Annotated in this window: 11 protein-coding genes and 1 CRISPR repeat array; of the genes, 8 read left to right on the top strand and 3 right to left on the bottom strand. The window is 34.9% G+C overall.

Annotated elements, in window-relative coordinates:
- Positions 1 to 302: 302 nt before the first annotated feature.
- The 8 genes from cas6 (at position 303) to cas2 (ending at position 9,039) form a co-directional block, all read left to right on the top strand.
- Entirely contained in the window at positions 303 to 995 is a 693-nt protein-coding gene (gene cas6 / locus QR40_RS07830; RefSeq protein WP_027293199.1) for a CRISPR-associated endoribonuclease Cas6, read from the top strand.
- 20 nt (positions 996 to 1,015) lie between these two features.
- Positions 1,016 to 2,800 carry a hypothetical protein gene (locus QR40_RS07835; protein WP_044294236.1) on the top strand — a complete coding sequence of 595 codons (1,785 nt, stop codon included), beginning with the start codon at positions 1,016 to 1,018 and terminating at the stop codon, positions 2,798 to 2,800.
- Positions 2,797 to 3,744, top strand: a complete 948-nt coding sequence (locus QR40_RS07840; RefSeq protein ID WP_330373693.1) for a type I CRISPR-associated protein Cas7 — start codon at positions 2,797 to 2,799, stop codon at positions 3,742 to 3,744. The genes QR40_RS07835 and QR40_RS07840 overlap by 4 nt, the downstream gene beginning before the upstream one ends.
- A 1-nt stretch (position 3,745) precedes the next feature.
- Positions 3,746 to 4,450: a type I-B CRISPR-associated protein Cas5b gene (gene cas5b / locus QR40_RS07845; protein WP_044294237.1), complete on the top strand. Its 705-nt coding sequence runs from the start codon at positions 3,746 to 3,748 to the stop codon at positions 4,448 to 4,450.
- A 187-nt stretch (positions 4,451 to 4,637) separates the two neighbouring features.
- Positions 4,638 to 7,181: a CRISPR-associated helicase/endonuclease Cas3 gene (locus QR40_RS07850; RefSeq protein ID WP_044294238.1), complete on the top strand. Its 2,544-nt coding sequence runs from the start codon at positions 4,638 to 4,640 to the stop codon at positions 7,179 to 7,181.
- Between the two features lie 18 nt (positions 7,182 to 7,199).
- Positions 7,200 to 7,691: a CRISPR-associated protein Cas4 gene (locus QR40_RS07855; RefSeq protein ID WP_044294239.1), complete on the top strand. Its 492-nt coding sequence runs from the start codon at positions 7,200 to 7,202 to the stop codon at positions 7,689 to 7,691.
- Positions 7,692 to 7,750: 59 nt separating this feature from the next.
- The gene (gene cas1b, locus QR40_RS07860; protein WP_044294240.1) at positions 7,751 to 8,749 is read left to right on the top strand and encodes a type I-B CRISPR-associated endonuclease Cas1b; all 999 of its coding nucleotides are present in this window, start codon (positions 7,751 to 7,753) and stop codon (positions 8,747 to 8,749) included.
- Complete coding sequence (cas2, locus tag QR40_RS07865; RefSeq protein WP_027293206.1) at positions 8,749 to 9,039, top strand: CRISPR-associated endonuclease Cas2; 291 nt, start codon at positions 8,749 to 8,751, stop codon at positions 9,037 to 9,039. The genes cas1b and cas2 overlap by 1 nt, the downstream gene beginning before the upstream one ends.
- A gap of 176 nt (positions 9,040 to 9,215) precedes the next feature.
- A CRISPR array of direct repeats spans positions 9,216 to 10,155; the repeat unit is 30 nt; unit sequence GATTAATAGTAATATAGGATGTATTGAAAC.
- A 140-nt stretch (positions 10,156 to 10,295) separates the two neighbouring features.
- Here the strand turns inward: cas2 and QR40_RS07870 are convergent.
- The 3 genes from QR40_RS07870 to QR40_RS29640 form a co-directional block, all read right to left on the bottom strand.
- Positions 10,296 to 10,877, bottom strand: coding sequence for a 4Fe-4S binding protein (locus QR40_RS07870; RefSeq protein WP_044294241.1), 582 nt, complete (start codon positions 10,875 to 10,877; stop codon positions 10,296 to 10,298).
- Positions 10,874 to 11,077, bottom strand: coding sequence for a 4Fe-4S binding protein (locus QR40_RS07875; protein ID WP_044294242.1), 204 nt, complete (start codon positions 11,075 to 11,077; stop codon positions 10,874 to 10,876). The genes QR40_RS07870 and QR40_RS07875 overlap by 4 nt, the downstream gene beginning before the upstream one ends.
- A gap of 122 nt (positions 11,078 to 11,199) precedes the next feature.
- On the bottom strand, positions 11,200 to 11,808 hold the full coding sequence (locus tag QR40_RS29640; protein WP_052430745.1) for a response regulator: 609 nt from the start codon (positions 11,806 to 11,808) through the stop codon (positions 11,200 to 11,202).
- Between the last annotated feature and the right edge of the window lie 181 nt (positions 11,809 to 11,989).

The raw sequence follows: 11,989 nt of genomic DNA on the forward strand, positions 1-11,989 counted from the left end.
AAAGCATGGATTTAGATATGATTAACACCAAATATATGACATATAAAAACAGGAGTATGCACATCCAACCTAATCCACACAGTACAAATTTAAAGAATATAAATCAACAAAAATATTATTCGATAATTTAGTATTTAATTTGACAAAATATACCATTTATAATATAATATTACTGTGAAAAATACACAAATTAACCAAAGAAATTTAAATCATATTGATCTAAAATAATAAACTATTTTTATATTAAATTATTAGATCCATATTATTTAGATTTACTTATTAATGGGAGGAGTGAGTTACAATTGTTAGTTTTTGAATACCAGCTGCGGGTACGTCTGTTAGAAAATATGGACTATGCCAAAGCTACCGGAACAATCGCCTATTTCCTGGATAGTGCGCTTGGAAAAACAGATAAATTTCTGGAATTACATAATAGAAGAGAGTTTAAATATTATGTTTATGATCTTCCATATCCATGTGAAAAAGATGGAATTTATCAACAGGGTAAGATTTATGTTATGAGGATTCGAACTGTTCGGCAGGAACTTGCAGAATATTTTTCGAATATACTGAGTCATCATTCGTCAAAAGAAATTGTGGGATTAAATGGCGAAATAAAAATTATTCAGCAGAAAGTATTAGAAAAAATTTATACTTTAACACCAGTTGTAATAAAGACAGAATATGGTTACTGGCGGGATCAGATGAACGTGCAGGAGTTTGAAAAACGTTTGAAAATTAATCTGGTTAAAAAATATAATCAGTTAATGGGTGAAAAATTAGATGAAGATTTTTCGCTTTATGATTATATTGAATTTAAAAATAAGGTGCCGGTGCGTGTGCCATATAAGGGAATTACTTTGTTAGGTGATAAGGTAAATATGATTGTATCGAAAAATCCTACGGCGCAAAAATTATGGTATATGGCGATAGGAACTGGAATAGGAGAGAATAATGCCCGAGGAGCGGGCTTTATTAATTATCGGTATTTGTAACATAGTAAAGGGGTGATCGGATGTTACAGGAAGCTATGGAAGTTTTTCAGCAAATCCTTCAACAAAAGGGGGATCGGCTGGTACTGGATGAGTATGTTCCTAAGGATGGTACCTATCGGATTATTAAATTGACGGAAGATAGTTATAATATCGAGAAGACATTAGATATCCGGTATGATAGAAAAAATGATGAAATAGTAGGAAAAACAGATTCCATTTACAATAAGATATGTTATTTGGATTATTATAGTAAACTTTTAGAAATGAATAAGCCAATTGACGCAAAGAAAATTATTCATTCTAACAATTATTTGTCTCTGTGGATGAAAAAGGATAGTGTAAAGGAAGAAAAATTAACAGAAGAGATAATAGATTCTTATTATGAACTTTTAAAATATCCGGAAATAAAGTATGGGAAGAAATTAAAAGCTAAAGTTTTATATGAAGCTACAGAGCAAGAACTGGGAAAACCCAATGTTACGCTGATAGAAAAAATTAGAAAATGTGTTGCCGAAAAAGATATTTGGGAAGATATAGATCTGGAACGAAAAGATTATTTGAAATTCTTTTTTATTGTAGAGGATTGGGAAGAAACGCAGGCTTTATATAAATGCGAGGGAAGCCGTTACTTATTTCCAAATATTTTTAATAATAATGATTTTAACGAAGTGGAGTCTGGGGAAATACTGGGGCTTCCAAATGATAATATGGGTATGAACGCAAAGAAACCTTATCTGGCTAACAGGACCAGAAAAGTGGCGGTGCCGTATCTTTTAGATAAAAATCAGGCAATTTTGCAGGCCAAATTATTTGATTATTTAATGGGTTTTGCATCGAAAGGAAAGGTTAATGTATATATTGATGCAGATCATCTGAGAATTCGCGGATATTCGAATACAGAAGAGCCTCAGGGATTGGAAAATGGCTATTTTTTACGTCTGAAAAAAGGGAAAGAAGTTGAAATTCATCAAGGTGATATTATCAGTAATTATAATACAAACTTACAACCAGTATTTTATTTGAGAAATGGTATTGGGATTCCTGATAAAACCTTGGAGAAATATGACATACAGTATAATACATCCCATGATATGCTTTGGATGCTGAAGGGACTCATAGATCAAACTTTTTTTGAAAATAAGCTTTCAAATAATTTCTTTACGGAAGCTAAGGATATTGCAATAACGGACGGAGTGTTAAAGAGGACTCTTTTGGAAAGCAGGGATCGCCTTTTTGCATGGTTTTATAAAGGATGCAGAGAAAATGTGGAAGAATTGCTTGATAAAATTTCTATGGATTTGATTATAAATGCAATTGGAAACGGAAGAGTGTTTTTGGCACGAAGGCAATTTAATTTAAGATGGTCACTGATTGATTATTTTAGCAAAGATAGGGGGATGGAGTTAAGAATGGAGAATGTCAGAAAAATATTATGGGAAAAAATGAATTTAAAAGATGATTGGGAATTCATGTCGGGAGACGAGTTTGGCTACGCAGCCGGACAGATGGTTTCTTATCTGATTTCGAAAAGTAAGGCAAATAACAAGCCATCTTCTTTAGTAAATCCTTATTTAAATGCAAAAAATCATACAGTTATAAAACGCAGATTATTACAGCTTTATAAGAAATATAATTATGATATTTCCCACTATCCGGATAATCGGGCTGAAAAAATATTTACTCATATCATGGACTATATGCCTAAGGAAAATGAGTCGCTGAACAAAGAAATGATAGCCGCAGGATTTACAGCAGAATTACTTATTTACAATAAGAAAAACCAGGAAGGTGGGGAAGAGTTATGATGAATAAAAGAGTATATGGTGTTTTGGGAATCGCATCCGTTATGGCTAACTGGAATGCTGATTTTTCCGGGTATCCGAAAACTACTTCTGATGGATCTACCTTTGGAAGTGATAAGGCACTAAAATATCCAATGAAAAAGATGTGGGATAATCAGGGCAAACCTGTGATATATATAAAATCAATGAGGTTTGAGAAAGGTAAAAAGGGAGATGTTTCCTTAATACCAAGAAGTCTGAAAGAACGTTATGAGCAGATATTTGATGTGACGGATTTAAAAGATTGTAAAGATATTGAATCTGTACTTCGAAATTTATTTCAAGCGGTAGATGTTAAAAACTTTGGTGCAACATTTGCAGAATCCGGCAATAATATTTCTATTACTGGTGCTGTTCAAATCGGACAAGGATTTAATAAATACGATGAAACCGATCCCCAGGAGCAGCCTATCCTTTCTCCATTTCGCGATGCATCCAAAGTCAAGGATGGGGAAGAGGCAAAGAACTCTACCCTTGGAACTAAAATAGTCAGTAATGAGGCTCACTATTTCTACCCATTTGTGATCAATCCCCTTGCGTACAAAGAATATGTGGAATTAGGAGTGACGGAAGGGTATACAGAAGAGGATTATCAGAATTTTAAAGAGACTTCCATCGTTTCTGCCACGGCATTTGCTACCAATGCAAAAGCCGGATGTGATAATGAATTTGCACTTTTTGTAGAAACAGAAGCAGATTTATATCTGCCATGCTTATCCGAATATATTTCATTTGAAAAAGGTGACGATGAGCAAAATATCATTCGTTTGAATTGTTCTGATTTATTAAATAAAGTGAAGGACAAGGTTAAATCTGTAGAAATATATTTTAATCCATACACAACGAAGATTGAGGCAGATGTGGAAGGAGCACGGTATTTTAATATCATCACCCGGAAAGAGGTGTGATATGGAAATTTTAAAATTCAGGTTAAGAGGTAAAAACGCCTTTTTTAAAGTGCCTGAAGTTAATACCTACTATTATTTTACGTATGGCAATATTCATAAAGTAGCGCTTTTAGGCATGTTTGGTGCAATTATGGGGTATCAGGGATATGAACACAAATATGACAGGTATCCGGAATTTTATGAAAAATTAAAGGATATTCAGATCTCGGTAATACCGGAAGGAGAACATGGCTATTTTCAAAAGAAAATTCAGTTTTACAATAATACAGTAGGATATGCTTCTCAGGAAATGGGCGGAAATCTAATTGTGAAAGAACAATGGCTGGAGCATCCGGACTGGACAGTCTGCGTCTTGATACAGGATCCGGAAAGTAAGAAATTAGCAGATTTCATGGTAAACAGGCGGTGCATTTATACACCTTATCTTGGAAGAAATAATCATCTGGCAGATATCGATGAAGTGGAAATCATAGAGGCGCAGATGATAGAATGCGAGGAAAAAAAGCTTCATAGCTTAGTGCCTGCAGATGTTGTTGAGTTTGACATGGATGAGATGTCTTTTAAATATGGAGAATATTTGCCGACAGGTTTAAAAGAAGTGACGAATCTGTATGAGGTTAAAAAATTTATTCTAACGGATGCTGAAATAGTGCAGTGCGAAAAGGATGTTTATCAGATTGGTGACAGAAATATTGTTTTTTATTAATGAACAAATATTAGTTTTTAGGACATGAAAAACGCTCTAAGTGATTTGGTTAAAGGCATAAATTTAAATTGGTTGCAGGTAAGGAGGAAACCGCAGAATATAGAAGTAACATTCTATATTCTGCGGTTTTTTGTTAGTAAAATATAGATAACTTAAAGTATAGTCAATAGTAATTAAGGAGGGAATTATGTGTTTGTTTATAAATATGGAGGATGTAATAAATACTGATTATCCGTTATATGCTCACTGGAAGGATGACAGCGATAAAGAAACTTTAGTGGAACATTTACAACGGTGTGGCAAGTATTTTCAAATGTTGGAAAAAGAGAAAGAGTTATCGATAGTGGTCAAACGTTTTGCTTTGAAACTTCTCCCCAATAATCCCGATAATATTCAAAGTTTTATTTATAAAATGTTTTATAATGTTATTTTATTTCATGATTTTGGCAAAATTAATCCCGCATTTCAAATTCAAAAAATGAAAAATAAAAAGGTGCCAATAAAGATACTCGATGGTTTGTCAGGTTCGGATCATTCCTTGTTTTCAGCAGTCATTTACCTGGATTATTTTTTAGAGGAGATTGAGAAAAGCAGTTATTCCAAAAAAGATAAAAGTTTATTAACGTTACTGGTATGGATTAATGCATATGTTATCTCCAGGCATCATAGCGATCTGGAGAAGATGATTGATTTTACTTCAAAATTTAAGGGAAAAGATGGAGAAATTGGATATCTACTGGATGTACTGACACAGTCTGGGCTTGAAGGATATGCCGGACTGCGCAGTCTGTCCAGTGATACCATTGAAAAATGTGTGAAAAAGTATTCAAATGTAAAAGATAGAATGGACCGGGGTCAGGATATCACTTGTTTCTTTTATATGCGGTATTTGTATTCAGTATTAGTCGCCTGCGATTATTATGCAACGACTGAGTACATGGAAAATGTACAAATAAAGGAGTTTGGAACGATTCAATGTGCAGACACTTTTCAGGAACCTTATGAAAGATCGGAGTTATTGCAAAGCATACGTAATTATGAAAAAGAGAGAATATTACAAGCGGAAAAGTCTTTGGAAGAATGTAATGATATTAATCGTATGAGAAGTGAAATGTTCCTGGATGCTGAGGAAGCATTGCGTAAAAATCCGGAAGATACGATTTATTTTCTGGAGGCACCTACCGGAAGCGGGAAAAGTAATACAGCTATGAATTTGGGCTTTCAATTGTTGGGCAGTGGCAAAAAGATATATTATATTTATCCATTTAATACACTTGTAGAGCAGAACCGGAAAATTTTACAGGAGATATTTACAGATAAAAAAGTACAGAATCAGATCGTGGTGGTAAATTCGTTAATGCCTATTACCGGCAGGGGAAATATAGCCGAGGATTCGCGGGAATATTACCAGAATGCACTATTGGACCGCCAGTTTCTAAACTACCCATTTATTTTGTCTACCCATGTAAGTTTTTTTGAAACACTTTTCGGATATAGAAAAGAAAACATATTTTCCTTTATGCAGTTAACGGACAGTATCGTGATCCTGGATGAAATTCAAAGCTATAAAAATACGATATGGGCAGAAATAATAATATTTTTGCAGGCTTGTTCGGAACTGCTTGGTATGAAAATAATTATAATGTCGGCAACGCTGCCTGGACTGGATATTCTTGCGGATGGAGAAGGTACCGTAACGAGGCTGATTGAGGATCGAAAAAAATATTTTAACCATCCGTTGTTTCAGAAACGGGTAACGGTATCTTATGAGTTATTAAAAGAGAAAATGACCATAGATCATTTGTTGGAGCAGGTATTAGAAAAAAGCAAGCCCGATAAAAAAGTCTTAGTTACTTTCATAAAAAAAGATTCGGCATACGAATTTTTTGATTCTTTATGTAATTACAGTGATATACAAGTTCCAGCGTATCTGATTACAGGAGATGATTCCATGTATGAACGTGAGCAGATATTAAGACCGATCAGGGAAGGGAACACAGGCGGCATGATACTGGTATCTACCCAGGTAATTGAGGCGGGGGTAGATATTGACATGGATATAGGATTTAAAGATATTTCAAAGCTGGATAGTGAAGAGCAGTTTCTTGGACGTATTAACCGTTCCTGCAAAAGAGATGGTATTGTATATTTTTTTGATATGGATCAGGCAAAGAATATTTATGGGTTGGATTTTCGGATTGATGAGTCCTTTACACTTTTGACGTCGGAAATGAGAGAGATCCTGAAAGAGAAAGAGTTTGATATATATTATAAAAAAGTACTCAATGTATTGAAACAGCAAAGAAACGAAAGTACTTCTTCGGAGGGCTTAGATGACTTTTTTTATGAACATGTAAAACATATGAATAGCCCATGTATTGCGGATCGCATGAAATTAATAGAAGAAAATAAATGGAATATGAGTCTGGTAATATGCAGAACACTTGAGATAGAAAATGGCAATGTATTGGATGGGTGGAGTCTATGGGAAAGATACGAAGAGCTGCTTCGCAACAGAACCATGGATTTTTCTGAAAAGCAGTTAAAGCTGTCGGATGTAAGAAGTAAACTAAATAATTTTATCTATCAGGTAAAATGGAATCCTGATTTAAACTACAGCGGGGTTCTTGGAGAACTTTACTGTATCCGGGACGGAGAAGAATACTTTGAAAATGGAAAATTAAATCGGAAGAAGCTAGAATCACAAGGAGTAATGTTTGTAGATTTATAGGGATGGGGGGATAGTAAAATGCAGGTAAATGGAACTTTAATTAATTATTATTTTCACTGTAAACGTCAGTGTTATCTCCATGGCAGCCGTTTAAATCTGGAAGATAACAGCGAGATTGTAAAGATTGGAAAAGCAATTCATGAAGAAAAAGCACAAGGAAAGGATACAGAAATAGCAATAGAAAATATCAGATTAGATAAATTAACGGCGGAATATCTTACAGAAGTAAAAAAATCGGATGCTGATTTGGAAGCCAGCCGGTGGCAGCTGCTGTACTACCTTAAGGTCTTAAAAGAGAAAGGGATAGTACGAAAAGGGAAGTTAGAATTTGTGGAAAAAAAGCAAAGCAGCAAAAAGATTGTAATCGTTGAACTTGGTGAGGAAGAGGAGCGGAAATTAGAAGAATATATAAAAGAAATAGTAGCAATGCTGAGTTGTGATCAGGTTCCGGAGGGGATAGGAAAGACCCAGTGCAAAAAATGTGCTTATTATGAATATTGCTATATCTAAGATGAATAAAACTGGTTCAGTATTATGCTTTGAAAAATTGTCAGGCGAAGGAGGAAAACATGGGATCTACAAAATATTTAATGTCTATGGGTGAATTGACAAGAAAAGATAATTCCCTGTGCTTTCGGAAAGATGGAAAAAATATTTATATTCCAATTGAAAATACAAAAGAAATTTATTGCTTAAATGAGGTATCATTTAACACGAAATTACTGGATTTTTTCAGTCAAAATCAGGTAATCGTCCATTTCTTTAACTACTATGAAGGATACAGTGGGACATTTTATCCGAGAAATCATTATAATAGCGGCCGACTGCTTGTAAAACAGGTTGAGGCATACCATAATACCAGAATGAAAATTGCAAAAGCTATTGTGAATGGTATTGGGGTTAATATGGGAGAAGTGCTGTACCATTATTATAAGCATGAAAAGAAAGAGGTAAAAGAAACGATAGACTGGTTAAAAAAAGAATTTCCCAGTCGGGTTCAAAGAGCAGAAACTCCTGCAGAGTTAATGTCATACGAAGGAGAAGCATGGATTAAATTTTATGGAACATTTAAATATTTTCTGCCGGAAGACTTTATTATGAATAAAAGAGTAAAGCGTCCGCCGGATAATCCCATCAATGCATTAATTTCATTTGGTAATACACTGCTATATACAAAAACGATATCAGCAATTTATCGGACACATCTGGACCAGAGGATTAGTTATCTGCATGAACCATCGGAAGGGCGATTTTCATTAAGTCTTGATATGAGCGAGGTTTTTAAACCAGTCATCGTGTATAAAACCATATTTGATTTAGTAAATAACCGCCGTTTACAGGTAGAAAAACATTTTGACAAAAAAGTAAATTACTGTCTTCTGAATGAGGAGGGAAGTAAAGTTTTTGTGGAAGCCTTTGAACAGCGTATGGAATCCGTTTTTGTCCATCCAAGATTAAAAAGAAAAGTGAGCTATCGAACTGCAATTAAATTAGATTGCTATAAATTAATCAAATTTGTGCTGGAAGATAAAGAGTTTATTCCATTCTCGCTTAAGGAGGGAATATAATGAAAAAACAGCCATCTTATAATTATGCTTTTGTATTTTATGACGTCAATGAAAAACGGGTTCAGAAGGTATTTAAAGTTTGCAAAAAATATTTATCACATTTTCAGTATTCCGTATTTCGTGGAGAAATTACACCTTCTAAGTTGATTGAACTCAGAACAGATATAAATAAGGTCATTGACAAAGAAGAAGATTTTGTATGTATTATTAAATTAATGAATGATAATGTGTTTGGAGAGGAGATTCTGGGAAAGCGTGATGTTGCGACGGGAGAGGATTTAATCTTATAATAATTTACCAGGCACCTAAATAAGGAAAGTCTGAAAACGACTGTAGATATAGGAAAAAACAGAGATGTGAAGGATAATGGATGGAAATTATTGGCGCCTGGGAAAATATGTGGAAAGGGTTGATTTTATGGGGGATGTGGGGTATAGTTAAGGGGAAGAATGGCGGAAATGCGTTGGATTAATAGTAATATAGGATGTATTGAAACCCAGTAAACCATCCTTTTATTCCTTCCCATACACCGATTAATAGTAATATAGGATGTATTGAAACTGAATTATCGTATGCTGTAAAAGAATGTGGTGTTGATTAATAGTAATATAGGATGTATTGAAACGGGTATTGCGTTGCGTTACCGATAGACATTAGTTGATTAATAGTAATATAGGATGTATTGAAACGATGCAATCCCATTAAAGGAAGTAGCAGACGGAACGATTAATAGTAATATAGGATGTATTGAAACCCGTCAATGCTTCGAAAAATGAATGCACTGGAATTAGATTAATAGTAATATAGGATGTATTGAAACGAGCACAAGCGATGCTGCGTTACAAGAGCTTATTTGATTAATAGTAATATAGGATGTATTGAAACAAAGATAATTGTGCTTTTAGCGGCTACACCAGAGGATTAATAGTAATATAGGATGTATTGAAACCACGTGGTGTGAATATTGAAACACATGCAGTTACGATTAATAGTAATATAGGATGTATTGAAACACTGTAAAGGAGACTATTTATCATGAGAAGAAAAAGATTAATAGTAATATAGGATGTATTGAAACTTCCCAACTGATACTGGGCATACTGGTTCTCCTGCTGATTAATAGTAATATAGGATGTATTGAAACTTCCCAACTGATACTGGGCATACTGGTTCTCCTGCTGATTAATAGTAATATAGGATGTATTGAAACGACCATCAAGGAAGGTCTGGACTATTATCAGAATAGATTAATAGTAATATAGGATGTATTGAAACTATGCATTTACGAGCTGGTTATGACTATATTTTTTGATTAATAGTAATATAGGATGTATTGAAACGGGCTTCCGGGATAAATACGGGGATAAATTAACGGTGATTAATAGTAATATAGAACGTATTAAAACTAACAACCGAAGTGATTAGAAGTCTAGCCGCTAACATTAATATCCATATAAGATATATTAAATCAAATATGTAAAGGTACAAGACAAGCCAAAAGCCTCAGTGCGAGCCACACTGAGGCTTTTATAAATAAGGCGCTTCTTTACTGTTCCTTATGGTTATGCGCTTTACATATCATCTGGGTCATTGTTCCCATGGGGCAAAATGAGCACCAGGTACGGGGGCGGTATAAAAGCATTACGACAATGCCGAGGATAGTTGATGTCAACATAATGCTATAGAAGCCAAATGCAAACTGGGCGATCCAGGGAGATGCAAGATTAGCGGTGTAGGCCCAATGCCAGGGTACTTTGATGGTCCATAGCAATTTAATAACTGTATTCAGGCTGGTTGCCCCTGAAAATACCAGATAGGTTGAAAATACCATCTGTATGAACATCACAAAAAAAAAGATTAGGAAACCGTAACGAAACCATTTGGAATAGATCCATTTTGGGGTGGGTTTATTTCTGGACAATTTGAATTTACTGCCTAATAGGTTCAACAGCTGCCCTCTGCCGCAAAATGAATTACAAAAGGCCTTGTTTTTGGCAAATAAGGATATTGCCAGAGGTAATACAAATTCAATCATACCAAGCCAGGCAAAAAGAATATTGAAAAAACCCAGGATAAAGAAAATGATGGACCATAGCCAAAGATAATCGTACCAGCGTTTTTGCTTCATAAGGTTACCTCCGTCTTAATGACATCGATCGCATTTGTGGGGCAGACTTTTGTGCATAGTCCACATCCAACACATAAATTCTCGTCTACCAGAGCATAGCAGCCTCTATGGATTGACAGTGCGGATTTCGGACAGACCTTCTGGCATGCCCCGCAGGCTACGCAATCATTTTGGTTGACTTGTGCTTTTCGCTTAACCATATTGTTCCTCCATTCAAGTGTTTGATAGTACTATATCATGAGTGCAGAGGAAGTTCTGTGATAAAATCACATAAAAAAAATTATTAGCGTGGAACCACATTGGTAAATGTTCAGCAATTTACTTATGTGGTTTTTCTTATTGTAAAAGGATGTGACGCAATGAGAGGGAGCGCCGGCATTTGCGGAGCAAAAGCATCTTCTGAGAGAATTGTTTTGTCATAATAAATGGAACCGTGGCTGCTGAGATTACAATTAACCAGATCATTGTAATATTGTTCCAGCAGGAGTTCCTTCTTTTCTGTTTCCAGGTCATTAATTTTACGATGTAGGGAGGTAGCATACAGAATGTCCTCTTTCAGTTCGTTTAAGGTTGTCAGCAGCAGTGTATAGTCTATGGGTTTTAGGATGTAATCAGAGACTCCCAGTCGGACTGCCTGTTGGGCATATTTAAATTCATTATAACCGGTTAAAATGATGTAGTTGCAGTCAATTCCCCGTTCCAACAGCAGGCTGATCAGTTCCAGTCCATTATATCCAGGCATATTGATGTCGATTATGGCTATATCCGGGCAAAGTGCACTTATCTCCTCCAGAGCGGTTTTTCCGTTGTTCGCCTCTCCGACAACTTGAAAACCATTGCAGAAAATATTCAGACGTTTCAGCACGATTGCAATTCCAAAGTAATTATCAATTTCCTCATCTTTAAATAAAAATATAGCATAGGAAATCAATGGAGCATGTAAAACTGCATTGGTTCCCTATGCTATTTTTATTGGAAAAACGCTTACACATACTTTTTCATACATTATTTGTCTGTAACAATCCATCTGAAATAAGGGAATACTCTAAATTTTTGTGTAGTTCTTATACAAAATAGACAAAATGGAAGAAAAATTTATCAATAAATGCATA

Source organism: Robinsoniella peoriensis, from assembly GCF_000797495.1.
Classification (GTDB): domain Bacteria; phylum Bacillota; class Clostridia; order Lachnospirales; family Lachnospiraceae; genus Robinsoniella; species Robinsoniella peoriensis.

What these genes read in the sequence shown, in the direction of transcription:
- QR40_RS07835 (WP_044294236.1), top strand. Translation starts at nt 1,016, where the DNA reads ATGTTACAGGAAGCTATGGAAGTTTTTCAGCAAATCCTTCAACAAAAG.
- QR40_RS07840 (WP_330373693.1), top strand. Translation starts at nt 2,797, where the DNA reads ATGATGAATAAAAGAGTATATGGTGTTTTGGGAATCGCATCCGTTATG.
- cas5b (WP_044294237.1), top strand. Translation starts at nt 3,746, where the DNA reads ATGGAAATTTTAAAATTCAGGTTAAGAGGTAAAAACGCCTTTTTTAAA.
- QR40_RS07850 (WP_044294238.1), top strand. Translation starts at nt 4,638, where the DNA reads ATGTGTTTGTTTATAAATATGGAGGATGTAATAAATACTGATTATCCG.
- QR40_RS07855 (WP_044294239.1), top strand. Translation starts at nt 7,200, where the DNA reads ATGCAGGTAAATGGAACTTTAATTAATTATTATTTTCACTGTAAACGT.
- cas1b (WP_044294240.1), top strand. Translation starts at nt 7,751, where the DNA reads ATGGGATCTACAAAATATTTAATGTCTATGGGTGAATTGACAAGAAAA.
- cas2 (WP_027293206.1), top strand. Translation starts at nt 8,749, where the DNA reads ATGAAAAAACAGCCATCTTATAATTATGCTTTTGTATTTTATGACGTC.
- QR40_RS07870 (WP_044294241.1), bottom strand. Translation starts at nt 10,877, where the DNA reads ATGAAGCAAAAACGCTGGTACGATTATCTTTGGCTATGGTCCATCATT.
- QR40_RS07875 (WP_044294242.1), bottom strand. Translation starts at nt 11,077, where the DNA reads ATGGTTAAGCGAAAAGCACAAGTCAACCAAAATGATTGCGTAGCCTGC.